This window comes from Cellulomonas wangsupingiae (assembly GCF_024508275.1).
Lineage (GTDB): Bacteria > Actinomycetota > Actinomycetes > Actinomycetales > Cellulomonadaceae > Cellulomonas > Cellulomonas wangsupingiae.
The window spans coordinates 2,498,291-2,524,007 of record NZ_CP101989.1 but is presented as its reverse complement, the minus strand read 5'-3'; the positions used below and the strand labels follow the sequence as shown (position 1 = coordinate 2,524,007).

Annotated in this window: 24 protein-coding genes; 14 read left to right on the top strand and 10 right to left on the bottom strand. The window is 75.0% G+C overall.

Annotated elements, in window-relative coordinates:
* Nucleotides 1-68: 68 nt before the first annotated feature.
* The 3 genes from NP075_RS11725 to holA all read left to right on the top strand — a co-directional run bounded on the left by NP075_RS11725 (nucleotide 69) and on the right by holA (nucleotide 3,745).
* Entirely contained in the window at nucleotides 69-1,088 is a 1,020-nt protein-coding gene (locus NP075_RS11725) for a ComEA family DNA-binding protein (protein WP_227566515.1), read from the top strand.
* Complete coding sequence (locus NP075_RS11720; protein WP_227566516.1) at nucleotides 1,085-2,647, top strand: ComEC/Rec2 family competence protein; 1,563 nt, start codon at nucleotides 1,085-1,087, stop codon at nucleotides 2,645-2,647. Before NP075_RS11725 ends, NP075_RS11720 begins: the two co-directional genes overlap by 4 nt.
* 132 nt (nucleotides 2,648-2,779) lie before the next feature.
* Entirely contained in the window at nucleotides 2,780-3,745 is a 966-nt protein-coding gene (gene holA / locus NP075_RS11715) for a DNA polymerase III subunit delta (RefSeq protein ID WP_227566520.1), read from the top strand.
* A 27-nt stretch (nucleotides 3,746-3,772) separates the two neighbouring features.
* On the opposite strand, the gene NP075_RS11710 is transcribed toward holA, so the two are convergent.
* Complete coding sequence (locus tag NP075_RS11710) at nucleotides 3,773-4,393, bottom strand: EAL domain-containing protein (protein ID WP_227566517.1); 621 nt, start codon at nucleotides 4,391-4,393, stop codon at nucleotides 3,773-3,775.
* Nucleotides 4,394-4,502: 109 nt separating this feature from the next.
* On the bottom strand, nucleotides 4,503-5,228 hold the full coding sequence (locus NP075_RS11705; protein ID WP_227566518.1) for an EAL domain-containing protein: 726 nt from the start codon (nucleotides 5,226-5,228) through the stop codon (nucleotides 4,503-4,505).
* 194 nt (nucleotides 5,229-5,422) lie between these two features.
* Here NP075_RS11705 and NP075_RS11700 point away from each other — a divergent pair, with 194 nt between their 5' ends.
* The gene (locus tag NP075_RS11700; protein WP_255630744.1) at nucleotides 5,423-5,551 is read left to right on the top strand and encodes a hypothetical protein; all 129 of its coding nucleotides are present in this window, start codon (nucleotides 5,423-5,425) and stop codon (nucleotides 5,549-5,551) included.
* 177 nt (nucleotides 5,552-5,728) lie between these two features.
* Nucleotides 5,729-7,057, top strand: a complete 1,329-nt coding sequence (locus tag NP075_RS11695) for a helix-turn-helix transcriptional regulator (protein WP_227566521.1) — start codon at nucleotides 5,729-5,731, stop codon at nucleotides 7,055-7,057.
* 127 nt (nucleotides 7,058-7,184) lie between these two features.
* On the opposite strand, the gene rpsT is transcribed toward NP075_RS11695, so the two are convergent.
* Nucleotides 7,185-7,445 (bottom strand): 30S ribosomal protein S20, encoded by a 261-nt coding sequence (rpsT, locus tag NP075_RS11690; protein WP_227566522.1) that lies wholly within the window; start codon nucleotides 7,443-7,445, stop codon nucleotides 7,185-7,187.
* Between the two features lie 144 nt (nucleotides 7,446-7,589).
* The gene (locus tag NP075_RS11685; protein WP_227566523.1) at nucleotides 7,590-8,096 is read right to left on the bottom strand and encodes a type II toxin-antitoxin system PemK/MazF family toxin; all 507 of its coding nucleotides are present in this window, start codon (nucleotides 8,094-8,096) and stop codon (nucleotides 7,590-7,592) included.
* 82 nt (nucleotides 8,097-8,178) lie between these two features.
* Between NP075_RS11685 and NP075_RS11680 the strand changes: the two genes are divergently transcribed.
* The 3 genes from NP075_RS11680 to NP075_RS11670 are packed head-to-tail and all read left to right on the top strand — an operon-like array spanning nucleotide 8,179 to nucleotide 11,518.
* Nucleotides 8,179-9,759 (top strand): circularly permuted type 2 ATP-grasp protein, encoded by a 1,581-nt coding sequence (locus NP075_RS11680; RefSeq protein WP_227566524.1) that lies wholly within the window; start codon nucleotides 8,179-8,181, stop codon nucleotides 9,757-9,759.
* Nucleotides 9,753-10,682: an alpha-E domain-containing protein gene (locus NP075_RS11675; RefSeq protein WP_227566525.1), complete on the top strand. Its 930-nt coding sequence runs from the start codon at nucleotides 9,753-9,755 to the stop codon at nucleotides 10,680-10,682. Before NP075_RS11680 ends, NP075_RS11675 begins: the two co-directional genes overlap by 7 nt.
* Complete coding sequence (locus NP075_RS11670; protein ID WP_227566526.1) at nucleotides 10,679-11,518, top strand: transglutaminase family protein; 840 nt, start codon at nucleotides 10,679-10,681, stop codon at nucleotides 11,516-11,518. The genes NP075_RS11675 and NP075_RS11670 overlap by 4 nt, the downstream gene beginning before the upstream one ends.
* On the opposite strand, the gene NP075_RS11665 is transcribed toward NP075_RS11670, so the two are convergent.
* Both NP075_RS11665 and NP075_RS11660 read right to left on the bottom strand, forming a co-directional pair.
* The gene (locus NP075_RS11665) at nucleotides 11,502-12,389 is read right to left on the bottom strand and encodes a class I SAM-dependent methyltransferase (protein WP_227566527.1); all 888 of its coding nucleotides are present in this window, start codon (nucleotides 12,387-12,389) and stop codon (nucleotides 11,502-11,504) included. The genes NP075_RS11670 and NP075_RS11665 overlap by 17 nt on opposite strands.
* Nucleotides 12,390-12,449: 60 nt before the next feature.
* A complete protein-coding gene (locus NP075_RS11660; protein ID WP_227566528.1) occupies nucleotides 12,450-13,199 on the bottom strand; it encodes a maleylpyruvate isomerase family mycothiol-dependent enzyme in 750 nt (249 codons plus the stop codon).
* A gap of 160 nt (nucleotides 13,200-13,359) precedes the next feature.
* On the opposite strand from NP075_RS11660, the gene lepA reads away from it, so the two are divergent.
* Nucleotides 13,360-15,237 (top strand): translation elongation factor 4, encoded by a 1,878-nt coding sequence (gene lepA / locus NP075_RS11655; RefSeq protein WP_284439893.1) that lies wholly within the window; start codon nucleotides 13,360-13,362, stop codon nucleotides 15,235-15,237.
* A 31-nt stretch (nucleotides 15,238-15,268) separates the two neighbouring features.
* Entirely contained in the window at nucleotides 15,269-16,507 is a 1,239-nt protein-coding gene (gene hemW / locus NP075_RS11650; RefSeq protein WP_227566529.1) for a radical SAM family heme chaperone HemW, read from the top strand.
* Between the two features lie 23 nt (nucleotides 16,508-16,530).
* Here hemW and NP075_RS11645 read toward each other — a convergent pair whose 3' ends face one another.
* Together NP075_RS11645 and NP075_RS11640 are read right to left on the bottom strand one after the other, a co-directional pair.
* A complete protein-coding gene (locus tag NP075_RS11645) occupies nucleotides 16,531-16,914 on the bottom strand; it encodes a DUF4870 domain-containing protein (RefSeq protein WP_227566530.1) in 384 nt (127 codons plus the stop codon).
* A complete protein-coding gene (locus NP075_RS11640; protein WP_227566531.1) occupies nucleotides 16,911-17,288 on the bottom strand; it encodes a DUF4870 domain-containing protein in 378 nt (125 codons plus the stop codon). Before NP075_RS11640 ends, NP075_RS11645 begins: the two co-directional genes overlap by 4 nt.
* Before the next feature lie 203 nt (nucleotides 17,289-17,491).
* On the opposite strand from NP075_RS11640, the gene NP075_RS11635 reads away from it, so the two are divergent.
* Nucleotides 17,492-18,472 (top strand): hypothetical protein, encoded by a 981-nt coding sequence (locus NP075_RS11635; RefSeq protein WP_227566532.1) that lies wholly within the window; start codon nucleotides 17,492-17,494, stop codon nucleotides 18,470-18,472.
* Nucleotides 18,473-18,542: 70 nt separating this feature from the next.
* Here the strand turns inward: NP075_RS11635 and NP075_RS11630 are convergent, their stop codons facing one another.
* The gene (locus NP075_RS11630; protein WP_227566533.1) at nucleotides 18,543-19,412 is read right to left on the bottom strand and encodes a DUF3097 domain-containing protein; all 870 of its coding nucleotides are present in this window, start codon (nucleotides 19,410-19,412) and stop codon (nucleotides 18,543-18,545) included.
* Between the two features lie 183 nt (nucleotides 19,413-19,595).
* Here NP075_RS11630 and hrcA point away from each other — a divergent pair, with 183 nt between their 5' ends.
* The 3 genes from hrcA to NP075_RS11615 all read left to right on the top strand — a co-directional run bounded on the left by hrcA (nucleotide 19,596) and on the right by NP075_RS11615 (nucleotide 22,585).
* Complete coding sequence (gene hrcA / locus NP075_RS11625; protein ID WP_227566534.1) at nucleotides 19,596-20,618, top strand: heat-inducible transcriptional repressor HrcA; 1,023 nt, start codon at nucleotides 19,596-19,598, stop codon at nucleotides 20,616-20,618.
* Nucleotides 20,619-20,705: 87 nt separating this feature from the next.
* On the top strand, nucleotides 20,706-21,830 hold the full coding sequence (gene dnaJ / locus NP075_RS11620; RefSeq protein ID WP_227566535.1) for a molecular chaperone DnaJ: 1,125 nt from the start codon (nucleotides 20,706-20,708) through the stop codon (nucleotides 21,828-21,830).
* Nucleotides 21,827-22,585, top strand: coding sequence for a 16S rRNA (uracil(1498)-N(3))-methyltransferase (locus NP075_RS11615; protein WP_227566536.1), 759 nt, complete (start codon nucleotides 21,827-21,829; stop codon nucleotides 22,583-22,585). The genes dnaJ and NP075_RS11615 overlap by 4 nt, the downstream gene beginning before the upstream one ends.
* Nucleotides 22,586-22,753: 168 nt before the next feature.
* On the opposite strand, the gene ppdK is transcribed toward NP075_RS11615, so the two are convergent.
* Nucleotides 22,754-25,474, bottom strand: coding sequence for a pyruvate, phosphate dikinase (gene ppdK / locus NP075_RS11610; protein ID WP_227566549.1), 2,721 nt, complete (start codon nucleotides 25,472-25,474; stop codon nucleotides 22,754-22,756).
* Nucleotides 25,475-25,717: the final 243 nt, after the last annotated feature.

Genomic DNA, 25,717 nt, shown 5'->3' with positions numbered 1-25,717 from the left:
GCCCGCACCGTCCACCGACCGGCGGAGCGGCCGGTCCTGCGCCGGGCCGCCGCCCTAGCGTCGTTGCGGTGCCGCACCTCGATCGCCCTCGCGCCCCGTCCGACGTCGCACGTCGGCTCGCGGCCCTCGCCGCGCCGCGGCACGGCGCCGAGGTGGGGCCCGCGCCGCGCGGGACCCGCGACCACGTGCCGCGTGACGGCGGTCCCGTGCCGCGCAGCGCCCCGGGCGTGGGGACGGACGGCGGTCCCGCCCTCCGGCGGGCGCCGTCCGGCTGGACGCCCCAGGCGCGCGTCCCGCCGCCGGGCCCCGGGGACGAGGTCACCGGGCGCGTGGCCATCGGGCACAGGGAGGTCGAGCACGGGGACGTCAGGCAGGAGGGCGCGGACCTCCCGTGGCGTCCCACGGTGTCGCAGGCCCTGAGCGCGGCCGCAGCGGACGCGACCACGGTCCCGCTGGGCGAGGCGCCGCGGGCGGCGGTGCGGTGGGTGCCGGACTGGCGGACGGTCGGGGCGGCGGTCGTCGTCCTCGCACTCGTCGCGGGCGGCCTCGCGCTGCGCGCAGGGCTGGCACCACGGGGTGAGCCGGTGATCATCCCGACGCCCGCGGTGCCGGGGGAGGCGGGCGGGACGTCACCGGCCGCCGGGACCGCGCCGCCCGCGGTGCCCGTCGGGTCGCAGGAGCGCGTCGTCGTCCACGTCGTCGGCGCGGTGGCACGGCCCGGCGTCGTCGAGCTCGCCCTCGGGGCTCGCGTGAGCGACGCCGTCGCGGCGTCCGGCGGGAGCCTGCCCGCCGCGGACCTCGCCGGGGTCAACCTGGCGCGGGTGCTCGCCGACGGCGAGCAGCTCGTCGTGCCCGTCGTCGGGGAGGTGGCCGCTGCGCCCGTGCAGCCCGCGCACGACGGGCTCGTCGATCTCGCGACCGCCGACGCCGCGACCCTCGAGGAGCTGCCGGGGGTGGGGCCGGTGCTGGCCGAGCGCATCGTGGAGCACCGGACCGCGCACCCGTTCACGTCGGTCGACGAGCTGGACGACGTCCCGGGGATCGGGCCGGCGCTGCTGGCGGACCTGCGGACCCGGGTCCGCGTGTGAGCGCCGGGCCGGCGGCAGCCGCGGTCAGGGCCGACCTGCGGCTCGTGCCGCCGGCCGTCGCCGCGTGGGGTGCGGCGCTCGCCGTCGTCCACGCGCCTGCGGCAGCCGCTGCGCTCGCGCCGGCATCGCTGGCAGGGTTGTCCGCCGCGGCCGTCCTGGTGCTGGCGCTCGCCGTCCGCCACGTCGCCGGGCGTCCGTCCCGCCCGGGCCGGGGGCCGCGGACGGCCGCGCACCGCGTCCCGGGACGTGCACGGGCCGCGCTGCTCCGGGCGGCGCCGGCGGTCGCGCTGTGCGCGGCGACGGCGGCCGTCGTGGTCGTCGCCGGCGGTGGCGCGCACGCGCTGCGCGCACCGGCCCCGCTCCTGGCCGCGGTGGACGACGGGCGCGGTGTCCAGGTGCTCGGTCGGGTGGCGGACGCCCCGCGCCCGGCGGTGGGGACGGACGGGTCCGTGCGGTTCACCGTGGCCGCCTCGGCGGTGGCCGTCGGCGGGCGATGGCACCGGGTGCGCGCGCGGGTCGACGTCGTCGCCCCGGGCGGGGCGCCGCTCGGCGCCGCGGTGCACGTGCGCGGCACGGTCGCGCCCGTCGCCGGGGGCGCCGGGCCGACGGTGCGCCTGCGGGCACGGCAGCCGCCCGTCGTCACCGCGCCGCCGCCCGCGACGCAGGCCTGGGCGGCGGGCGTGCGCGACGGCGCCCGGGCGGTGTCCGCGTCCCTGCCGCCCGACGTGCGCGGGCTGCTGCCCGCGGTGAGCGTGGGGGACACCTCGGGGGTGCCGGGGGACCTCGTGACCGCCATGCGGTCCGCCGGGCTGGCGCACGTCATGGCGGTCTCCGGCGCCCACTTCGCGATCCTCGGGGCGCTGGCGCTCGCGGTTGCGTCCGCGGTGCGCGCGCCGCGCCTCCTGCGGGTCGCCGCGGTCGCCGCGTCCGGCGCCGGGCTGCTGCTCGTGGTCGGGCCGGCGTCGAGCGTCGTACGGGCGGCCGTCATGGGGGGGATCGGGCTGCTCGGCCTCCTCGCGGGCCGCCGGGCGGCCGGACCCGCCGCACTCGCGGCGGCCGTCGTCGGCCTCCTCGCGGCGGACCCGTGGCTGGCCGTCGACGTCGGCTTCGCGCTGTCGGTGGCGGCGACCGCCGGCCTGGTCGTCCTCGGGGGCCCGCTGGTCACCCGGTGGTCGCCGCGCTGCGGGCGGGCCGGTGCGACGCTGCTCGCCGCCCCCGTCGCCGCCCAGCTGGGCTGCCTGCCGGTCACCCTGGCGCTGTGGCCGACGCTCGGCCCCTGGTCCGTCCTGGCGAACCTGGTGGTGGCGCCCGTGATCGCACCCGCCACCGTGCTGGGTCTGCTCGCCGCCCTGCTGGCGGACCTCTGGCCGGCGGGTGCCGAGGTGCTCGCCGCGGTGGCGGGTGCGGCCTGCTGGTGGCTCGCCGCCGTCGCACGGTGCGCGGCCGCCCTGCCCGGCGCCGGCCTGGCCTGGTGGCCCGGTCCCGGCGGCGCCGTCGCGGCCGTGCTGGTGGTCGTCGCCGCGGCCGTCCTGGTGCTGCGGCCGGCGGCGGACCGGTGAGCGCGCCGGCAGGCCGTGGGTGTCGGCCGCGTCTGGCAGGCTGGTGCCGTGGCCGCCCGAACCCCTGCACGCTCGTCCCGCGGCGCCGGCGGCTCGTCCGGCCGCGGCCGTTCCGCCGGCACCTCCTCGGGGGTGCCCTGGACGCAGGCCGAGCCGGCTCCGGTGGTCCTGGTCAGCGGCCCGGAGGACCTCCTGGCCGAGCGGGCGTGCGACCGGATCGTCGTGCGCGCGCGCGAGAACGACCCGGACGTCGAGGTGACGCGTGTCGACGCGGCGACGTACGCGACGGGGGAGCTCACCGTCCTGACGAGCCCGTCGCTGTTCGCCGAGGCCAAGGTCGTGCTCGTCGAGGGTGTCGAGCGTGCCGGTGACGCGCTGCTGCTCGACGCGGAGGCCTACCTCGCGGACCCGGTGCCCGACGTCGTGGTGGTGCTGCGGCACGCCGGCGGCCAGCGCGGCAAGCGCCTGCTCGACGCGGCCAAGCGCGCACAGGTACCCACGGTCGGCTGCGACCAGGTGCGTTCGGACGCGGACAAGTCCGCGTTCGTGACCGAGGAGCTGAAGCGGGCCGGGCGCCGTGCCGACGCGCGGGCGGTCCGGGCCCTCGTCGACGCGGTCGGGTCCGACCTGCGGGAGCTCGCGGCCGCCTGCGCACAGCTCGTCGCCGACACGACCGGCCTCATCGGTGAGGAGGCCGTGCAGCGTTACCACGGGGGTCGCGTCGAGGCGACGGGGTTCCAGGTCGCCGACGCCGCGGTCGCGGGCGACCCCGGGCGCGCCGTCGCGCTGCTGCGCCACGCGCTCGCGACGGGGCTCGATCCCGTGCCGATCGTGGCCGCCGTCGCCGCACGGCTGCGCACGCTGGCCAAGGTGGGCGCCGTCCGCGGGCGGGGGGCCGCCGCCGCCCGTGAGCTCGGCATGGCGCCGTGGCAGGTCGACCGCGCGACGCAGGACCTGCGCCGGTGGACGCCCGAAGGGCTCGCGGTCGCGATCTCGGCCGTGGCCCAGGCCGACGCCGAGGTGAAGGGCGAGGGGCGCGACCCGCGGTTCGCGGTCGAGCGTGCCGTGCTGCGCGTCGCGGCGGCCGTCGACCGCTGAGGGCTCGCCGCGCGGGCCGGTGATGCCTCAGGCCGCGCCGGTGACGAGGCTCGGGCGCCCCAGCGCGTACCCCTGCAGCAGGTCGAACCGGAGCGCGACGCAGCGTGCGCGCAGGTCCTCGTCCTCGACCCGCTCGGCGACGAGGCGGGCGCCGCCCGCGCGCGCCCGACGCAGGCCGGCGTCGCCGATGGCGTCGAGGTCGCGGCAGTCGATCTTGACGAAGTCCGCGTGCGGCAGCATCGCGCGCTGGTCCCGCGTGGCGGTCCAGTCGTCGAGGGCGATCCGGTAGCCCTGCGCCCGCAGCCTGGCGAGCCCTGCGAGGCTGGCGCCGTCGGCGGGCACCGACTCCACGACCTCGAGCACCAGGCGGCGGTCCGCCGGGGGCAGCGGCAGCCGGCCGACGAGGAAGGCACGCGTCACGTTGACGAACACGAGCCCGCTGCCGGCGGGTGGCCGGGTGCCGTACAGCATCCGCAGGACCGACGCCGACGCCGAGTCCTGGCGGTGCGACGGCCAGCGGTCCACGCCCGCGACCTCGCCCGTGGGGGAGCGGTAGAGGTACTCGTGGCCCAGCACGCCACCGTCGGTCCGACGGATGGGCTGGCGCGCGACGGGTGCGGTCGGCGGCCCGGCCTCGTTCGTGGTCACGTCATGGGAGAGGGCGGTGCTCCCACTTCATGACGTCACCATCGGTGCACGTCACCCGGACGGACGCAGCAGCCGGGCGACCCGACCCGACCCGCCGGTGGGGGGGGTGTCACCGCACGAGGCGGGCCCCCGCACGGTCCAGGACGCCGGCACGCTCGATCAGGTTGCCCTGGAACAGCGTGAAGCCGAGGTCCCGTGCGTGCTGCAGCGCGTCCGTCGACTCGACGTACTCGGCGACGAGCATCGCGCCGAACGACCGCGCGACGCGCACGACGGGGTGCCCTTCCACGTCGAGGTCGCGGACGTCGACCTTGACGAAGTCGCAGTGCGGCAGCAGCCTGCGCTGCTGCGGCGTGTCGACGAAGGCCGGCAAGGCGATCCGGAAGCCCTGCTCGCGCAGTCGCCGCAGGCCCGCCAGGGCGGCGGCGTCCACGTCCGTCGTGGTGCTGAGCTCGATGACGAGCCGGTCGGGGCGCGCGGGGAGGGTCAGCTCCCCGAGCAGGTGGGCGCGGGGGCACCGCACGAACAGCAGCCGACCGTGCGCCACGTCCTCGAGGTCCGCGCGCCCGAAGGTCGCGTGCAGCACGTGATCCGTCGCGCGCTCGTGGTCGAAGCGGTCCCAGCCCCGGGCAAGCTCGGGGTGGTGACCCGGGGCCCGGTAGGAGAACTGGTACGCGAACGGGCGGCCGTGGGCCGAGTAGATCCCCTGGCGTGCCACGAGCACCGGCGCCTGCGCGACGTGCCGTTCCCACGCGCGTCGCAGCTCGCGCGGGATCGCCGCGTCGACCGCCGCTGCGAGCTGCGCGATCAGCGCGTCACGGTCCTCCGATGTCATGGGCCCTATGACACCACAAGTCCGGACACGTGATCTCCTGGACGGAGGGTGGAATCCCGTCCCGACACGTTCGGGTGCATGGGTGTTCGCACCACTCCTGGTGATGTGTCACTCTGTCGGCGACGTGTCCCGACCTGGCGGGCCGTCGAAGTCCCGTCCCCAGGGAGCACGCAGCCCTCAGACAGGAGAACGACATGAAGCCCCTCACCAGTGCAGTCGCCGCTCTCGCGATCGTCGGCGCGCTCGTCGTCGGCACGCCCGCAGTGAACGCGTCCGTCTCGCTCAACGGCGGCGGCAGCGGGTGCTGCAAGGACTTCGTCTGAGCTTGTCGGACCGGGGTGCGGTGACCGCGGCGGCTTCGTCGCGGTCGTCGCGCCCTCCCGTCGGGGCCGTGCGCATGCCGAGGTGCGCACGGCCCCGACGTCCGTGCGGACGGGCGCGACGCGCCGTGTGCGCCAGGGGGATGGCGTCCGCGATCGTCATACGTACAATGACTTCTCATGACGACAATCGGTGACCGCGTCCGCGAGGCGCGGTTGGCCGCTGGGCTGTCCCAGACGGCCCTGGCGGGCAGCGCGTTCTCGCCCAGCTACATCTCCCTGATCGAGGCGGGGCACCGGGAACCCACCGACGCCGCGCTCGGCGTGCTGGCCGACCGGCTCGGCACGACGCTCGAGTTCCTCAAGCACGGGGAGGACGGCCCGAACGAGGCGCGCACCCGGCTGGAGCTGGACTACGCGCGGCTCGACCTCGCCACCGGCGACGCAGCCGGGGCGGTGGCGCGCGTCGGCGCGCTCGACCTGGCGGTCGTGACGCCCGTGCTGCGGGCGGAGGCGCTGACGACGCTCGCCCGTGCGCACGAGCTCCTGGGCGAGCTCGAGACGGCGATCATGCTGCTCGAGCCCTTGCTGGCGGAGACGCAGCAGCGGCCCGACCACCTGCGCGCCGCCGTGCTCACCACCGCGCTCGTCGGGTGCTACCTCGAGGCGGGTGACCTGCACCGGGCCGTCGAGGTCGGGGAGCGGACGCTCGCCGACCTGGACACCGCCGACCTGGTGGGCACCGACGAGCACCTGCGCCTCGCGTCGACAGTGCTCTGGGCGTACGTGGAGCGGGGAGACCTGCTGTACGCGACCCACCGGGCGGCGGAGCTCGTCCGGCTCGCGGAGTCGCTCGGCACGCCCCGCGGCCGCGGGAGCGTGTACTGGAACGCCGCGCTCGTGGCGGAGCAGCGCCGTGACTACGAGCTCGCCCAGCGGTACACCGAGCGGGCCCTGGCGCTGCTCTCCGAGGGTGAGCCGGACCGTGACCTGCCTCGGTTGCGGCTGAACTACGCCTGGCTGCTCCTGCGCTCGGACCCGGCGGACCCCCGGGCCGCGCTGCAGCAGATCGACAAGGCGGAGCCCGGGCTGACCGCGGTCGGGTCGGCCCTCGACGTCGCACGGCTGCGCGTCGAGCGCTCGCGCGCGCACCTCCTGCTCGGCGACGAGGCGGCCGCGGAGGACGACGCGCGAGCGGCGCTCGCCGGGCTGGGTGAGGCGCCGCGCCTCGAGGCCGCCACGGCTCACATCGCGCTCGGGGACGTCCTCGACGCGCGCGGCGACCACGAGGGAGCGGTCGCGGCGTTCAAGTGGGGCGCCGACATGCTCGGGATGATGGCCGCCACGCGGTACTCCGCCGGCGTCTGGCGCGACCTGGGCGACCGGTACCTGCGCCACGGCGACGTCGAGGCCGCGGCACGCGCGTTCGACCGTGCGCTGCGCGAGGCCGGCTTCCAGCCGTCGGTGCCGACGGGCGCTCCGCGCGAGACGTGGTCCCTCGGCAGCTGACCGAGGGCGGACGTGCGGAAGGGCGGCACCCCGGGGGGTGCCGCCCTTCCGCACGTCCGTGCGGGAGCCGGCCGCTCACGCGGGCCGGCGGTCCCGTGCGCGCAGGTGGAAGCTGCGCGCGGGGGCCTCAGAGGCCGTTGACGGCCTTCGACAGCGCCGACTTGCGGTTGGCGGCCTGGTTGGCGTGGATCACGCCCTTCGACGCCGCCTTGTCGAGCTTGCGGGCCGCGACGGCGAGCGCAGTGCTCGCCGCCTCCTTGTCGCCACCGGCGACAGCCTCGCGGACGCGCCGCACGTACGTCTTGAGCTCGGACTTGACAGCCTTGTTGCGCTGCCGTGCCTTCTCGTTCGTGCGGATGCGCTTGATCTGGGACTTGATGTTCGCCACGTGTGGACTCTCTTGGCTAGGTCGCCGAAGCGATCTGACAGGTCGTAGAGGGCATGCGCAGCGCCAGGACTGGGGCGTGGGGACACCCTCGGGAAAGGCCTGCGCCCGCGCCCGCCGACCCAGGCGGGCACGCGGTTCGACATCCTACCAGCCGTGCGTCCGGGCAGCGGCCCGCACCACCTCGTCGTACCGCTGCCGGTCGAGCGCTGCGCCCTCGCGCCGCACGCCGGCGACGGGGAGCCGCAGCAGCCGGTCGATCCGCACCTCGCTCGGCCGGCCCCGCGGATCCCACCCGCCGGGCCCCACGTCCAGCCAGATCCGGCCGTGCCGTGCCTCGTCCGCCGCGTCACGGTCGTGGTCACGGCTCGTGAGCATGAGCGCGACGACCGTCGGGCCCTCGACCGCGAGCACCAGCACGGGGCGGTCCTTGCCCCGGCGGGGGTCGTCCTCGTAGGGGACCCACGTCCACACGACCTCGCCCGGGTCGGGCTGCCCGTCGGGGCGCGGTGCGTAGCCGGGGCGGACGACGGCGGCGTCGCCGGCGCCTGGACGGCGCCGGCCCGGCACGGCGTCGGACGGCCGTGGCCGTCCGCCCGTGAGGAGACGCCGGCCCGCGGTGCGCAGGGCGGTCCGCCAGCGTCCGTCGGTCACGGTCACCGACCCTAGCGGCGAGGGTGTCGTGGCCGCCGCGCCACGTAACGCGACGTTGACACGGGCGGACTAGATTCGCGCCATGGCGGACCTCTTCGACGACTACCCGCCGGGTGCGGCATGGGACGAGATGATCGGTCCCGAGGGCGAGATCCAGGCGGCGTACCGCCACGTGCACTCGGCCCTCGCCCAGCTCTCGGCCGGTGAGCTGCGGGCACGTGCGGAAACCCTGGCGCGCTCGTACCTCAAGCAGGGCGTCACGTTCGACTTCGCGGGCGAGGAGCGTCCCTTCCCGCTGGACGTCGTGCCCAGGGTGATGGGCGGCGACGAGTGGGACCACGTCGCCCCGGGCGTCGCGCAGAGGGTGCGGGCGCTGGAGGCGTTCCTCGCGGACGTCTACGGGCCGCAGAAGGCGGTCGCGGACGGTGTGGTACCCCGGTCCGTCGTGGTCTCGTCGACCCACTTCCACCGCGCCGCGCGCGGCATCGAGCCGCCCAACGGCGTCCGCGTGCACGTCTCGGGCATCGACCTCGTCCGCGACTCGCTCGACGGGTGGCGCGTGCTGGAGGACAACGTCCGCGTGCCGTCCGGCGTCAGCTACGTGCTGTCGAACCGGCGGGCGATGGCCCAGACGTTCCCCGAGCTGTTCGCGACGCTGCGCATCCGGCCGGTCGTGGACTACCCCCGTCGGCTGCTGGCCGCTCTCACCGCGGCGGCCCCCGACGGTGTCGACGACCCGACGGTCGTCGTCCTCACGCCGGGAGTGTTCAACTCCGCGTACTTCGAGCACACCCTCCTGGCCCGCACGATGGGCGTCGAGCTGGTCGAGGGCAGGGACCTGTACGTCTCGGGCGGGCGGGTGTGGATGCGGACCACGCAGGGTCGCAAGCGCGTCGACGTCGTCTACCGCCGTGTCGACGACGAGTTCATCGACCCGGTGACCTTCCGGTCGGACTCGCTGCTGGGCTGCCCCGGCCTGATGACCTGCGCGCGGCTCGGCAACGTCACGATCGCGAACGCGGTCGGCAACGGCGTCGCGGACGACAAGCTGCTCTACACCTACGTGCCCGACCTCATCCGGTACTACCTCGGCGAGGACGCGATCCTGCCCAACGTCGACACGTGGCGGCTGGAGGAGCCCGGGGCCCTCGAGGAGGTGCTCGACCGATTGCACGAGCTGGTGGTCAAGCCGGTCGACGGGTCGGGCGGCAAAGGGCTGGTCGTGGGGCCGAGCGCCACACGTGCCGAGCTCGACACGCTGCGCGCGCGGCTGCGGGAGGACCCGCGCGGGTGGATCGCCCAGCCCGTCGTCCAGCTGTCGACCGTCCCGACGCTCGTCGAGGACGGGCTGCGGCCGCGGCACGTCGACCTGCGGCCGTTCGCCGTCAACGACGGCGACTCCGTGTACGTCCTGCCGGGCGGTCTGACCCGCGTGGCGCTGCCCGAGGGGCAGCTCGTGGTGAACTCGTCCCAGGGTGGCGGTTCCAAGGACACCTGGGTGCTCGGCGGCCGCGTGCCGCGCCGGGCTCCCGTGCCCAACCAGGCGCTGCCGCAGGCGGTGCCGAAGGACGCGTCGGTCCCGATCGACTCGAACCCGTCGGACGCCCGGGTGCAGGTCATGCAGCAGCAGCAGCAGAGGACGACGGGGGGCACGGCGTGCTGAGCCGGATCGCGGAGTCGCTGTTCTGGATCGGCCGCTACGTGGAGCGCGCCGACGACACGGCACGCCTGCTCGACGTGCACGTGCAGATCCTCCTGGAGGACCCGTGGGCCGAGGAGGACCTCGCGTGCCGGTCCCTGCTGTCGGTCATGGACCGGCCGGCGCCGCCCGCCGACCTCGACGTGGGCCGCGAGCACGTGCTCGACGTGCTCGGCTACGACCGGTTCTCGCCGTCCTCGATCGCCGGTGCCCTCGTCGCGGCCCGGGAGAACGCGCGCCGGGCCCGCGAGATCGTGTCGACGGAGCTCTGGGAGTGCCTCAACGCCACCTGGAACCAGCTGCCCTCGCAGATGCGACCGGCGCGCCCGCACGACTACTTCACCTGGGTGCGGGAGCGCGCGGCGATCGTCACCGGGATCGTCGAGTCGACGACGTCACGCGACGAGACCTGGCACTTCATGGTCCTGGGCCGCTCGATCGAGCGCGCCGACATGACGGCGCGGCTGCTGACGACGCGGGCGCTGGCCGGCTCCGCCGGGCCGAGCTGGGTGACGCTGCTGCGGTCCTGCGGAGCGCACGAGGCGTTCCTGCGGACGTACCGGGGCAACGCCTCCGACGAGCGCGCCGCCGGGTTCCTCCTGCTCGACCGGCTCTTCCCCCGGTCGATCGTCTACGCGCTCAACGAGGCCGAGGCGTCGCTCGCGGCGCTCGAGCCGGTCGCGGACCGCGCGAGCATCGGTGACGCGCGTCGTCACATCGGTCACGTCCGCACGAACCTGGAGTACCGGCCGCTCATGGAGATCGTCGACGCGCTGCCGCGGGAGATGGAGCTGGTGCAGCGGGCGTGCTCGGCCGCCTCCGACTCCATCCGTGGGCGCTACTTCCCCTCGGGGTCCGAGCTGACGTGGGTGGGGGAGGCGCTGTGAGCAGGTTGCGGATCGTCCACACGTCCACGTTCCGCTACACCGACCCGGTGGTCGCGTCGTACAACGAGGCCCGCATGACGCCGCTGTCCCACCCCGGGCAGGTCGTGCTCGAGTCACGCCTCGACATCCACCCGCAGACGTGGACGCACGACTACCGCGACTACTGGGGCACGCACGTGACCGCGTTCGAGGTGCTCGCCCCGCACCGGTCGCTCGTGCTGACGGCCGAGCACGTCGTGGAGGTCGCCGAGCGGCCCGGGCCGTCGTCGACGGTCGGCTGGGACGTGCTGCGCGGACCCGAGGTGCGGGACCGGCTCTCGGAGCACCTCGCCGTGACCGACGCGACCGAGGTGCCGCAGGAGGTCGTCGACCTCGCGCAGGCCGCCGCCGACGGGCTCGAGCCGGCTGCGGCGGCCGAGGCGGTGTGCCGGGCGCTGCGCGACGAGATGGAGTACATCCCGGGGGTCACGACCGTCCACACGCCCGCGACGGAGGCGTGGACCAAGCGCACGGGCGTCTGCCAGGACATGGCCCACCTCGCGCTGGGCGCGCTGCGCGCGCTCGGCATCCCGGCGCGCTACGTCTCGGGGTACCTGAACCCCGACGCGTCGGGGGAGGTCGGTGCCACGGTCACGGGCGAGTCGCACGCCTGGCTCGAGTGGTGGACCGGCGAGTGGACCGGCTACGACCCGACGAACCGGGTGCGGGCGGGGGAGCACCACGTCGTCCTGGGGCGGGGGCGCTGCTACGACGACGTGCCGCCGTTGCGCGGGATCTACGCCGGTCCGCAGACGCAGGACCTCGTCGTGCAGGTCCGGATCACGCGGGAGGCCTGAGCCGTGCGGTGAGGGTGAACGACGCCGGGAGACGCTCCGGACGGTCCGTCAGCCGGCACTCGCCGGTGGCGGGGTCGTAGGTCATCAGGCCGGGCAGCGCGTCCCAGGGCACGCTGTCGTGCTCGTGCAGGCCGGTGACCTCCATGCCCGCGTCGAGCACCGCTGTCACGATCTCTCCCAGCCCGTGGTTCCACTCGACCGAGACCGGTGAGACCACGGCGCCGGCGCCGCCCGTGTACGTCGTCGCGTCGTCCCAGCGCAAGGGCTCGGACTGCTCGAAGTAGGGCAGCTCCAGCGCGGGCGTCGCCGTGCCCGGTGCGGTGATCCAGGGCTGCTGGGCCCGATCGGGATGCTCCGCGCCGACCACCATCCCCAGGGACGCGAGCAGGACGGGGTGCGCGTCGCGGACGAACAGCCGCCCGCCCGGCCGCAGCAGCCCTGCCACGGTCTGGGCCCAGCGCTCGATGCTGGGCAGCCAGCACAGCGCGCCGATGCCCGTGTACACGAGGTCGAACCGCGCCGGTCCGAGCACGTCGACCGCGCTGTACACGTCCGACACGACGTACTCGACGTCGGTCCCCGCGCGGGCTGCCAGGTCCTGCGCGGCAGCGATCGCGTCGCCCGACAGGTCGAGGCCGGTGACCCTCGCCCCCAGCCGCGCGAGGCTGAGCGTGTCGGTGCCGAGGTGGCACTGCAGGTGCACGGCGTCCAGGCCGGCGATGTCACCGAGGCGCGGAAGGTCGAACCGCACGACACCGGACAGCGCCGTGGGGTCCGCCAGGAGCTCGTGCGTCCCGTACCCGCTCGCGAGGTGCACGGGCACGCGGGCGTCCCAGTTGGCCCGGTTGATCGTCAGGTAGTCCTCGTCCACGCGCAGGAACGTAGCGCCCGCACAGGGTGCGCTGCCCACGCGTTTGCGGGACCAGGCTCTTCAGGGGGTCAGGCCGGGTGCCAGCGCCGCCTCCAGCGTGCCGCGGTCGCCGGTCACCGCGAGCCGCGGGTCGTCGCACGTGGTGCGCCCCCACAGCAGCAGCGCGAGCGCGCCGGCCGGGCCCGCCACCTCGACGACGGGCGCCGCGGGTGCGTCGTCCGCGGCGTGCACGGTCCACGCCCGGCCGACGTCGGTGGCGGCCAGCCCGATGCGCCGGTCCGGTGCGCCGACGCGCCCCAGTCGCACCTGGCGGGGATGCATCACGCGCACGACCTCGTCGACCGTGTCCGCCCACAGGGCGGCCGGGACGTCGAGAGGCAGGCCGCCGGCCGTCCGCAGGTCCCACAGGTGCACGAGCGTCTCGTGGACCTGCCGACGGTGCCAGAACCGCACGACCCGGCTGTCGTCGAGGGTCCAGGCCGGTGCGTCGGGGTCGAGTGCCGCCAGGGTCTCGCGCAGCTCGCGGGCCTGCGCGCCGTAGAGCTCGTCGAGCACGAACGGCCCGCGGCCCAGCGGCGTCTCCTGGGAGCGTCGTGCCTGGCCCGCGGCCCAGTGGTGGATGCGCGCCAGGTGCACCACGAGGTGCCGTACCCGCCACCGTCCGCACCACGGCACGCGGGTGTCGGGGGGCACCGCGGGCACGGCCGCCAGGAACGCGTCCTGCAGCGACCCGAGCGTGGCGAGGTCGGGCTCGCCCCCGCACGTCGTCAGGTCCGCGCCCGCCCGTGCATCACCTCGGTCGCCCGTCATGGGACCATGGTGGGACCCGCCACCGACACCCGGGAGAGCCGGGCCAGCCGACGTGGGTCGAGATACCGCCGACCTCCGGACGCCCGGGCGTCGAGGCGGCGCGCCAGTGCCACGGTCGCCCGACCGTCGACAGACCGTCAAGAAGCCGGAGAACGCCGAGTTGCCGATCCCGTCCGCCACCGCCGCCGAGCGGATCCGCCCTGCGGCGACCGCTCCTGAGCTGCTGCGCAACTTCTGCATCATCGCGCACATCGACCACGGCAAGTCGACCCTCGCCGACCGCATGCTGCAGCTCACGGGCGTGGTCGACGCGCGTGCCATGCGCGCGCAGTACCTCGACCGCATGGACATCGAGCGTGAGCGCGGCATCACGATCAAGTCCCAGGCCGTCCGGATGCCGTGGGGCGTGGGTGCCGACGCCTACGCGCTCAACATGATCGACACCCCGGGTCACGTCGACTTCACCTACGAGGTGTCGCGCTCGCTGGCGGCCTGCGAGGGCGCGGTGCTGCTGGTCGACGCCGCCCAGGGCATCGAGGCCCAGACGCTGGCCAACCTGTACCTCGCGCTCGAGAACGACCTGGCGATCATCCCGGTGCTCAACAAGATCGACCTGCCGGCCGCGCAGCCCGAGAAGTACGCCGAGGAGCTGGCCAAGCTCATCGGCTGCGAGCCCGAGGACTGCCTGCAGGTGTCGGGCAAGACCGGTGCGGGTGTCGTCGAGCTGCTCGACCGGATCGTCGAGAGGGTCCCGCCGCCGGTCGGCGACGCGCACGCGCCCGCCCGCGCGATGATCTTCGACTCGGTCTACGACACGTACCGCGGCGTCGTCACCTACGTCCGGGTGGTCGACGGCAGCCTGAACCCGCGCGAGAAGATCGTCATGATGTCGACCCGCGCGACGCACGAGCTGCTCGAGATCGGCGTCAGCTCCCCGGAGCCGGTGCCGACCAAGGGCCTCGGGGTCGGTGAGGTCGGCTACCTCATCACCGGGGTCAAGGACGTGCGCCAGTCCAAGGTCGGCGACACCGTGACGAACGCGAGCAAGCCCGCCGCGACGGCGCTGGGCGGCTACTCCGACCCCAAGCCCATGGTGTTCTCCGGCCTGTACCCGATCGACGGCACCGACTACCCGATCCTGCGCGACGCCCTGGACAAGCTGAAGCTCAACGACGCCGCGCTCAACTACGAGCCGGAGACGTCGGTCGCCCTCGGCTTCGGCTTCCGTGTCGGCTTCCTCGGGCTGCTGCACCTGGAGATCGTGCGCGAGCGCCTGGAGCGGGAGTTCGACCTCGCGCTCATCTCGACGGCCCCGAACGTGGTCTACGAGGTGACGCTCGAGGACAAGAGCGTGGTCACGGTGACCAACCCGAGCGAGTTCCCCAGCGGCAAGATCGGCGAGGTCCGCGAGCCGATGGTCAAGGCGACGATCCTGGCGCCGGCCGAGTTCATCGGCGCGATCATGGAGCTGTGCCAGGGCAAGCGCGGCGAGCTGCAGGGCATGGACTACCTGTCCGAGGAGCGCGTCGAGCTGCGGTACGTGCTGCCGATGGCGGAGATCGTCTTCGACTTCTTCGACCAGCTGAAGTCCCGGACGCGGGGGTACGCGAGCCTCGACTACGAGCGCATCGGTGACGAGGCGGCGGACCTGGTCAAGGTCGACATCCTGCTGCAGGGCGAGACCGTGGACGCCTTCAGCGCGATCGTGCACAAGGACAAGGCGTACGCGTACGGCGTGATGATGACCGCCAAGCTCAAGGAGCTCATCCCGCGCCAGCAGTTCGAGGTGCCGATCCAGGCCGCCATCGGCGCGCGCATCATCGCCCGCGAGACGATCCGCGCGATCCGCAAGGACGTGCTGGCCAAGTGCTACGGCGGTGACATCTCGCGCAAGCGCAAGCTGCTGGAGAAGCAGAAGGAGGGCAAGAAGCGCATGAAGACGATCGGACGGGTCGACGTGCCGCAGGAGGCCTTCATCGCCGCGCTGTCGTCCGACGCCGCCGGCAGCAAGGACGCGAAGGACGCGAAGAAGAAGTGAGCCGCACCGCCGCGCACGCAGGCGGCGCCCGGTGAGCCCCGCCCTGCCCGAGGGCGACCCCGCCCCCGCGGACGGCGCGCTGCCCGCCTCGGCCGCCGATGGCGCGGGCGCGCGCGCGTTCGGCGTCTACCTGCACGTGCCGTTCTGCGCCGTGCGGTGCGGGTACTGCGACTTCAACACGTACACCGCCACCGAGCTCGGCGGCGGTGCGAGCCTCGCCGCGTACGCGGGCACGGCGCGCAGCGAGATCGCGTTCGCGGACCGCGTGCTGCGCGCGGCCGGGGTGCCGCCGCGCGAGGTGGCCACGGTGTTCGTCGGCGGGGGGACGCCCACGCTGCTGCCGGTGGACGACCTCGTCGGCCTGCTCGACGGCGTGCGCGAGACGTGGGGTCTGGCGCCCGGTGCCGAGGTGACGACCGAGGCGAACCCCGACTCCGTGACGCCGGACGGCCTCGCTCGCCTCGCGGCGGCCGGCTTCACCCGCGTGTCGTTCGGCATGCAGTCCGCCGTGCCGCACGTGCTGCGCACGCTCGAGCGCACGCACGACCCGGCCCGGGTCCCCGACGTCGTGCGGTGGGCGCGCGACGCGGGTCTGCGGGTCTCGCTCGACCTCATCTACGGCACGCCGGGGGAGTCCCTCGACGACTGGCGCCGCTCGCTCGACGCGGCGCTGGCCACGGGCGTGGACCACGTGAGCGCCTACGCGCTCGTGGTCGAAGCCGGCACGCGGATGGCCGTGCAGGTGCGCCGCGGCGAGCTCACGCTGCCCGACGAGGACGACCAGGCCGCCAAGTACGAGCTGGCCGACGACCTGCTCACCGCGGCGGGCCTGCGCTGGTACGAGGTCAGCAACTGGGCGCGGACCCCTGCCGACGCGTCACGCCACAACCTCGGTTACTGGCGCGGCGACGACTGGTGGGGCGTCGGCCCGGGTGCCCACAGCCACGTGGGCGGCGTCCGGTGGTGGAACGTCAAGCACCCCCGCGCGTACGCCGACCGCCTCGCGCGCGGCCTCAGCCCGGCCGCCGGCCGCGAGATCGTCGACGGGGACCTCGCCGCGCTGGAGCGCGTGATGCTGGGCGTGCGGATCGCCGACGGCCTGCCGCTCGCCGACCTCGCGCCCGCAGCGCGCACGGCGGTCGCGGGCCTCGTGGCGGACGGGCTCGTGGAGGCTCCCGCGGCGCTCGGGGCCGACGGCCCGCGCCGGGTCGTCCTGACGCGCCGGGGACGGCTGCTCGCCGACGCCGTGGTGCGGGCCCTCACCGCCTGAGCGCGGGCCGCACCGACGCGTTGTCAGGAGACGAGGCGCAGGGTCGCGGGGTAGCGGTACCACTCCCACCGGCTCGCGGCGACGGCCGCGAGGATGCAGATCACCAGCCACGCGATGCCGATGCCGAACAGCACGGGCGAGGCGGCACCGAACGTCACCACGGTGAGCAGCGACCCCACCACCGTCGCGATGAGGGCGGTGAGCTGGAAGTTCAGCGACTCCTTGGCGTGGTGCTCGAGGAACGGGCCACGCCCACGGAACACGAGCCAGATGACCAGCGGAGCGAGGAAACCGGGCCCGAGCAGCGGGATCACGTGGGCGAGGACCGCCCAGGTCCGTTCGTCCTCGGGGCGCAGGGGCGCCGGGGCCGGCGCGTCCCAGACGGGCGGGGGAGGAGGCATGGTCATCGGACGAGCTCCAGGCTGACGGGGTAGCGGTACGAACCGCCTCGGTAGGCGGCCGCGGCGGCGACGATCGACAGGACGAGCGCGATGATCCCGACGGCCAGCTTGCCGATCCACCCGAGGATCCCGATGACGGGGAACTGCTCGACGACGCTGAGCACCACGAACGCGATGAGTGCCGTCAGCTGGAAGTTCAGCGCCACGCGCGCCTCGTTCGCGGTGGCCGGGTCCTGGTCACGCTGCACCAGCCACACCACGAGAGACGCGATCCAGCCCGCGTACAGGTAGGTCAGGACGCCACCGAGGTGCGCCACCGTCGCCAGCGTGCTGCCCTGCGGGGGACGGTCGTTCGGGGTGGCCCGAGGGTCGTAGGACACGTGCGGCTCCCGGAGCTGGTCGTGGACGGCGTCGGTGGCGTCCGTGCCGCGTCTGCGCAGGTCGGACGTCCCGCGTGCGGCAGCGTACCGGTCGGCGGGGCGGATGCGCCCGTCGCTGCGGCGCGGTGCCTTGACACGTTCTGCGCCAGGTGGGTTCGCTGAACGCAGGGGCGTGTCCGCGTCCCTCCAGGCCAGGAGGCACCATGAGCGAGAACACCGGCGCCACGCCGCCGCGCGACGACGACGACCCGGCCGTCCCCCCGCCGCCCCCCGTGCCCGGGCAGCCTGCCGGCCCGCAGCCGCCGGTGCCGCCGCACCCGGGGGCAGCGGCGCCCCCGCCGCCGCCGTACGGCACACCGACGGGCGGCGCCGGCTACCCGCCGCCCGCGGCGCCGTACGGGCAGCAGCCGCCGTACGGCCAGCAGCCGCCCTACGGCCAGCAGCCGCCCTACGGCCAGGCGGGTCAGCCGCCGTACGGCTCGCCCTACGGCTCGGCGCCCGGCCAGGTCGACATCGGCAGCGGGCTGTCGTGGGCGTTCTCCAAGTTCGGACAGCACTGGGCGGCCTTCGTCCTGGGCGGCCTGGCGTGGTTCGTCGTGATCGCCGTCGTCGCGGTGATCGGGCTGAGCCTCGTCGGCGGCGCAGCCGCCTTCACCGGTCGCTCCGACGGCGCCGCGGGAGTCGTGGCCGGCATCGGCGCGTCGATCGGGGTGGCCGTCTACGTCGCGCTGCTCGTGCTGCTGCTCGTGCTGTTCAGCGCGGCGTTCGTCAAGGCGGCGCTCAAGGTCGCCGACGGGCGGCCGCTGTCCGTGGGGGACCTGTTCGACACGTCGCACGCGGCCCAGCTCGTGCTCCTCGCAGTCATCATGGCCGCCGTCGGCCTCGTCGCGAGCTTCGTGCCGCTGGTCGGCCAGATCGGGTTCGTCGTCGTCGGGTTCTTCGTGTTCTACGCCGTCGTCGCGATCGTCGAGCGCGACCAGAGCGCGGTGGAGGCCATCCGGACCAGCATCGCGCTGCAGACGCGCGACCTCGGCACGGGCGTGCTCGTCTACCTCGTCGTCGCGGTCGTGAGCTGGGTCGGCTCGCTCGTCTGCGGCGTCGGCGTGCTCGTCTCCCTGCCGGTCGGCGCGCTGCTCACCGTGTTCGCGTACCGGCGGCTGACAGGCGGCCAGGTCGCGGTCTGACGCGGCCCGGCGCACGCGGGCCCGTCCGGTCGCCACCGGGCGGGTCCCGCCGCGCGGGGCCGGGCCGCCGTCAGGTCGTGACGAAGTCGATGAGCTCCTCGACCCGTCCCAGGAGGCTCGGCTCGAGGTCCGCGTACGACCGGACCGAGCGCAGGATCCGCTGCCAGGCGCGCGCGACGTCCGCCTGGTCGTCGGCCGGCCAGCCCAGCTCGCGCAGGATGCCACGCTTCCACTCGGTGCCACGCTCGATCGTCGGCCACGCGTCGAGCCCCACGCGCTGCGGCCGCACGGCCTGCCAGACGTCGACGTACGGGTGGCCCAGGACCAGGACGGTCCCGTCGGGCACGCCCCGCAGCGCCTGCGCGGCCAGCCGGGACTCCTTCGAGCCGGGCACCAGGTGGTCGACGAGCACGCCCACCCGCCGGTCGGCGGTGGGACGGAACTCGCGCAGCGCGTCCTCGAGGTGGTCGACGCCGTCGAGCAGCTCGACGACCACGCCCTCGACGCGCAGGTCGTCGCCCCACACCTTCTCGACGAGCTCGGCGTCGTGCTTGCCCTCGACCCAGATGCGCGACCCGCGCGCGACCCGCGCCGGTGCGTCGGGGACCGCCACGGAGCCGGACGCGGTGCGCGTCGGCCGCGCGGGCGCGCGCGACGTCACGGGCGCGGTGAGGACCACGGGCTCCCCGTCCACCCAGAAGCCCGGACCGAGCCGGAACGTGCGGGTCCGGCCCCGGCGGTCCTCCAGCACGACCACGTGCTGACCCCCGGACTTCTCGACGCGCACGACGGCCCCCACCCAGCCCGTCTCGACGTCCTCGACGACGAGGCCGCGCTCGGCCGCCTGCTCGCGCGACGTGCGCGCGGGACGGTGGTGGGCCGGGCGGGGGGCGGCGCGGCCGCCCGACAGCACGTCGGAGCCGTAGCGGTCGTCGTTCACCCGGGCACTCTAGGAGGTCCGCCGGGCGCCCGCTCCCGTGACGCGCGGTGGACCACCCCGGGGCGCGGTCCACCGCGTAGAATTGGCACTCGGTCCCTGCGAGTGCCACGCAGGACCGCCGTGACGCCGGCCGTGGACGGCCGCGCACGGACCCACGAGGAGACCAAGGACAGGAGGGGAGCGATGAGCGAGGACCGTCGGCTGGACGTGCTGCGGGCGATCGTCGAGGACTACGTCGCGACCCGCGAGCCCGTCGGCTCCCGCGCGCTCGCCGAGCGGCACGCCCTGGGCGTGTCCCCGGCCACGATCCGCAACGACATGGCCGCCCTCGAGGAGGCCGGGCTCATCGTCCAGCCGCACACGTCGGCCGGCCGCGTGCCGACCGACCTGGGCTACCGCGAGTTCGTCGACCGGCTCACGGGCGTGCGGCCGCTGTCCGCCGCCGAGAAGCGCGCCATCGGCACGCTGCTCGAGGAGGCCGTCGACCTCGACGACGTCATCGACCGCGCGGTCCGGCTCATCGCGCAGCTCACGCACCAGGTCGCCGTCGTGCAGTACCCCTCGCTGCGGCGGTCCGCGCTGCGGCACGTCGAGCTGGTGCCCGTCGGCGCGCGTCACCTGCTGGTCGTCATCATCACCACCACGGGCCGCGTCGAGCAGCGCACGCTCGAGCTCACCACGGACCTCGACGAGGCCGTGGTCGCGCGGCTGCGGGTGCGGCTCAACGTCGCGGCCGCCGGCCTGCGGCTGGCCGACCTCGACGGCGCCCTCGAGTCGCTCGCCGCCGAGTTCACGCCCGACGGCGAGGACCTCGCGCGGTCGGTCGTCGCGGTGGTCGCCGAGACGCTCTCCCAGGAGCGCGAGGAGCGCGTCGTCGTCGCCGGCGCGTCCCACCTCGCGCGCAGCGCGGGTGCCGACTTCCCGCACACCATCGGCCCGGTGCTCGAGGCGCTCGAGGAGCAGGTCGTCCTGCTCCGCCTGCTGTCGGAGATGGCCGAGGACTCGGGCGGTGTCGCGGTGCGCATCGGCCGCGAGACCCAGCACGAGGGCCTGGCCGAGACGAGCATCGTCACCAGCGGCTACGGCGGTGACGGCTCCTCCGTCGCCGTCCTGGGCGCCGTCGGCCCGCTGCGCATGGACTACCCCCAGACCATGGCGGCGGTCCGCGCCGTCGCCCGGTACCTCACCCGGATCCTCGCGGGCTGACCGGTACGCCCCGTGCACGCGTCGTCCGGCGCCCGGTGCGCGGGACCGGGCACACCCCGCACGAGCAGGAAGCGAGCAGCACGCCACGTGACCGACTACTACGAGATCCTCGGTGTCCCGCGCGACGCGACGCCCGAGCAGATCAAGAAGGCCTACCGGCGCCTGGCGCGCGAGCTGCACCCCGACGTGGCGGGTACCGACCCGGCGTCCGAGGAGCGGTTCAAGGGCGTGTCGCGGGCGTACGACGTGCTCGGCAACGCCGAGAAGCGTCGTGCGTACGACATGGGGGCCGACCCGTCGTCGCCCGGCGGCGGCATGGGTGGGGGCTTCGGCTTCCAGGACATCTTCGAGACCTTCTTCGGTGCCGCGGCGGGCGGTGCCCCGCGCGGTCCCGTGCCGCGTGCGCGCCGCGGCCAGGACGCGCTCGTCCGCCTCGACCTGGACCTGGCCGAGGCAGCGTTCGGGGTGCACCGCGAGGTGCAGGTGGACACCGCGGTGCTCTGCCCCACCTGCGGGGGCACGTGCTGCCGGCCCGGGACGTCGCCGCGGACCTGCGAGGCCTGCGGCGGGCGCGGGTCCGTCCAGCGCGTCGCCCGGTCCTTCCTCGGTCAGGTCATGACGACGCAGCCGTGCGCGGCCTGCCACGGCTTCGGCACCGTGATCCCCGAGCCGTGCACCGAGTGCGCCGGCGAGGGCCGCGTGCGCTCGCGCCGGACGCTGTCGGTGGACGTGCCCGCGGGCGTCGACACCGGGACGCGCATCAAGCTGACCGGCCAGGGCGAGGTCGGCCCGGCGGGTGGCCCCGCGGGGGACGTCTACCTCGAGGTGCGCGAGCGCAAGCACGAGACGTTCGTGCGCCGCGGGGACGACCTGCACGCGACGCTGCAGGTGCCGATGACCGCCGCGGCGCTGGGCACGGTCCTGACCATGGAGACGCTCGACGGGCCGCAGGAGGTCGACCTGCGGCCGGGCACGCAGCCGGGGCAGGTCGTCACGCTGCGCGGGCTGGGGATCGGGCACCTGCACGTCGGCGGCCGCGGTGACCTGCACGTGCACGTCGAGGTGCTGGTCCCGACGCCCGAGGACGAGGAGCAGGCCGAGCTGCTGCGCCGCCTGGCGGCGCTCCGGGGCGAGGAGCGTCCCGAGGGGCGCCTGTCGGCCGCCAACCCCGGGATGTTCGCGAAGCTGCGCGACAAGCTCGCGGGCCGGTGAGCGCACCCGTCTTCGTCGTCGAGCCGGGGCAGCTCGGCGACGTCCGGGCGGGCGGCGAGTACCTGCTCGACGGCACCGAGGGCCGGCACGCGGGCGTCGTGCAGCGGCGCGGCCCCGGTGAGCGCGTCGACGTCGTCGACTGCGCGGGCGTCCGGCTCGTGGGGCGGGTGCGCACCGCCGGTCCCGACGGCGTGCGGATCGCCGTCGAGGAGGTCGTCGTCGAGCCGGAGCCGGTGCCGCGCCTCGTGCTCGTGCAGGCCCTGGCCAAGGGCGACCGTGACGAGATGGCGATCGAGGCCGCGACCGAGGTCGGCGTCGACGTGGTCGTGCCCTGGCAGGCCGAGCGGTCCGTCGTCATCTGGCGTGGCGAGCGTGCGCAGAAGAGCCGCGCACGCTGGGTCGGCACCGTGCGCGCCGCCACCAAGCAGTCGCGGCGCGCGCGCATGCCGCTGGTCGAGCACTCGCTCGACGACAAGGGCCTCGTCGCACGGGTCGTCGCGACCGTCGCCGCGGGCGGGACGGTCGTCGTGCTCCACGAGTCCGCCACCAGGCCCCTGCGCGAGGCCCCGCTGCCGGGGGCCGGCGAGCTGGTGGTCGTCGTCGGGCCCGAGGGTGGCATCAGCGACCGCGAGGTCGACGCCCTGACGGGCGCCGGGGCGCTGCTGTGCCGTCTCGGCCCGCACGTGCTGCGCACGTCCACCGCAGGCCACGTGGCGCTCGCGATGCTGGCCGACCGGCTCGGCCGCTGGGGCTGACCGACGGCGCACCGCGCCCGTGTGGCGGGCCGGACCGACCTCTCACCGGCCGGGTCGGGGAGGGGTGCCGACGGGGGCGCCGATCCCGGGGTGAGAGGGCGATCCGGCCCCAGGCGTGAGGGCGGCGGCAAGACGGGGTGGGCCGCCGCCCTCACGGGTCCGGTGAGGTCAGCGCGAGTCGCTGCCCTCGTGCTCGATGGCCGCGCGGCCGGCCTCGAGGCGCGCGATCGGCACCCGGAACGGCGAGCACGAGACGTAGTCGAGCCCGACGGCGTCGAAGAACCGGATGGACTCCGGGTCGCCGCCGTGCTCGCCGCACACCCCGAGCGTCAGGTCCGGGCGGGTCTGGCGACCCTTCTCGACCGCGATCTGCACGAGCTGCCCGACGCCCCGGACGTCGATCGTCTCGAACGGCGACACCGACAGCACGCCGTTCGCCGTGTACTGGGCGAAGAACGCGCCCTCGACGTCGTCCCGGCTGAAGCCCCACGTCGTCTGCGTGAGGTCGTTCGTGCCGAACGAGAAGAACTGCGCCTGGGCGGCGATGCGGTCCGCCGTCAGGGCCGCGCGCGGCAGCTCGATCATGCAGCCGACCGGAAGGTCGATGGCCACGCCCTGCTCGGCCGCCACGTCCGCCATGATCGCCTGCGCACGGTCGCGCACGAGCCGCAGCTCCTGCACGGAGCCGACCAGCGGGACCATGATCTCGGCGTGCGGGTCGCCGCCGGCCGCGAGCCGCGCCGCCACCGCCTCGCAGACCGCCCGGATCTGCAGGTCGAACAGGCCGGGCACGACGAGCCCGAGGCGGACGCCGCGCAGACCCAGCATCGGGTTCGCCTCGTGCATGCGCCGCACCGCGGCGAGCAGCGTCACGTCGTCCTCGTCGACCTTGCCGCGCTCGGCCGCGAGCGCGACCCGCACCGACAGGTCGGTCAGGTCGGGCAGGAACTCGTGCAGGGGCGGGTCGATGAGGCGGATCGTGGTCGGCAGGCCGTCCATGGCCTCCAGGAGCTCGGTGAAGTCCTGCCGCTGCAGGGGCAGCAGCGCGTCGAACGCCTTCTGCTGCTCCGCGTCGTCCGCGGCGAGCACGACCCGCTCGACCAGGACGCGCCGCTCACCGAGGAACATGTGCTCCGTGCGGCACAGGCCGATGCCCTCCGCGCCGAGCGAGCGGGCGCGCACGGCGTCCTCCGCTGTGTCGGCGTTGGCGTGCACGTGCAGCCGGCGCGTCGCGTCCGCGTGCCGCAGGATCCGGTCGACGGCCCGCACCAGGTCGCGGGTCTCGTCGTCGGGCGCCTCGGCGAGCGCCACGTCGAGGCCGTCCTCGAGGTAGCGCTGCACGGGGGACGGCATCACCGGGACGTCGCCGAGGACGACCTCGCCGCTCGTGCCGTCGATCGCGATGATGTCGCCCTCGTGGACCGTGTGGCCCCGGGCCTTCATGGTGCGCGACGTCGCGTCGATGACCAGCTCCTCGGCGCCGACGACGCAGGTGCGGCCCATGCCGCGGGCGACGACCGCCGCGTGGGAGGTCTTGCCGCCGCGCGCGGTCAGCACGCCGACCGCGGCGATCATGCCGCCGAGGTCGTCGGGGTTGGTCTCGCGGCGCACCAGGATGACGTCCTTGCCCTCGGCGGCCCACTGCTCGGCCGTCGCGGGGTCGAAGACCGCCATGCCGACCGCGGCGCCGGGGGAGGCCGGCATCGCGCGGGTCAGCAGGACGCGGGACTCGTCGTCGTCGGCGGCGGGCGCGAACTGCGGGAACTGCAGCTGCGAGAGCTGGGCGCCCGTGACGCGCGACAACGCCTCGTCCATCGTGATCAGGTGCTCGTCGACGAGCTGGCACGCGATGCGGAACGCCGCCGGTGCGGTCCGCTTGCCGACGCGCGTCTGCAGCATCCACAGCTTGCCGCGCTCGATGGTGAACTCGATGTCGCACAGGTCGCGGTAGTGCGTCTCGAGGCGCCGCATCGCCTGGCGCAGCTCGGCGTGCGCCGCCGGGTCGACCTGCTCCAGGTCCGCCAGGGACAGCGTGTTGCGGATGCCGGCGACGACGTCCTCGCCCTGGGCGTTCACCAGGTAGTCGCCGTAGTCGCCCGTGCGGCCCGACGCGGGGTCGCGCGTGAAGGCCACGCCCGTGCCCGACGTGGGCCCGAGGTTCCCGAAGACCATCGAGCACACGTTGACCGCCGTGCCCAGGTCGTCGGGGATGCGCTCCTTGCGCCGGTAGAGCCTCGCGCGCTCGGTGCCCCACGAGTCGAAGACGGCGACGATCGCCATGTCGAGCTGCTCGCGCGGGTGCTGCGGGAACTCGCGCCCCGACTCCTCGCGCACGATCTGCTTGTAGGTGTCGACGAGGGCACGCAGGTCCGTGGCGTCGAGGTCGACGTCCGCGGTCACCCCGCGCGCGGCCTTCGCCTTGTCGAGCGCGTCGGCGAACCGGTCCGCATCGATGTCGAGCACCGTGCGGCCGAACATCTGGATCAGCCGCCGGTAGGAGTCCCACGCGAACCGCTCGTCGCCCGAGAGCTCCGCCAGGCCCTGCACGGACGCGTCGTTGAGCCCGACGTTCAGGACCGTCTCCATCATCCCGGGCATGGAGAACTTCGCGCCCGACCGCACCGAGACCAGCAGCGGGTCGTGGAAGTCGCCGAGCCGGCGTCCGAGCTGGTCCTCCAGGTGCCGCACGGCCATCGTGACCTCGACCCGCAGCTCCGCCGGCACCTCACCGCTGCGCATGTAGGCGCGACAGGCCTCGGTCGTGATCGTGAAGCCGGGCGGCACGGGCAGGCCGAGCCGGGTCATCTCGGCGAGGTTCGCGCCCTTGCCGCCCAGCAGGTCCTTCTGGTCCTTGTCGCCTTCGCTGAAGTCCTTGACGTAACGCGCCATGGTGCTTCCTCCGTCGTACGCGTTCACCAGGCTCCGTTGCCCGGCGTCCTGCTCCCAGTGTTCTCCCGCCGGGGCGCGGACGCCCGGGGACGAAGGGCCCACACGGGACGCCCACACCCCCCGCGTCTCGCGAGACCGGGCGTTCTGGGCGCCGTGGGCCGTTTCGCCGGTCGTGCGCGACCGGGCCGGTGCCCGGCGGGTCGGAGCCGTAGGATGGTGCGGTGCCTCTGCAGCAGGGCACGC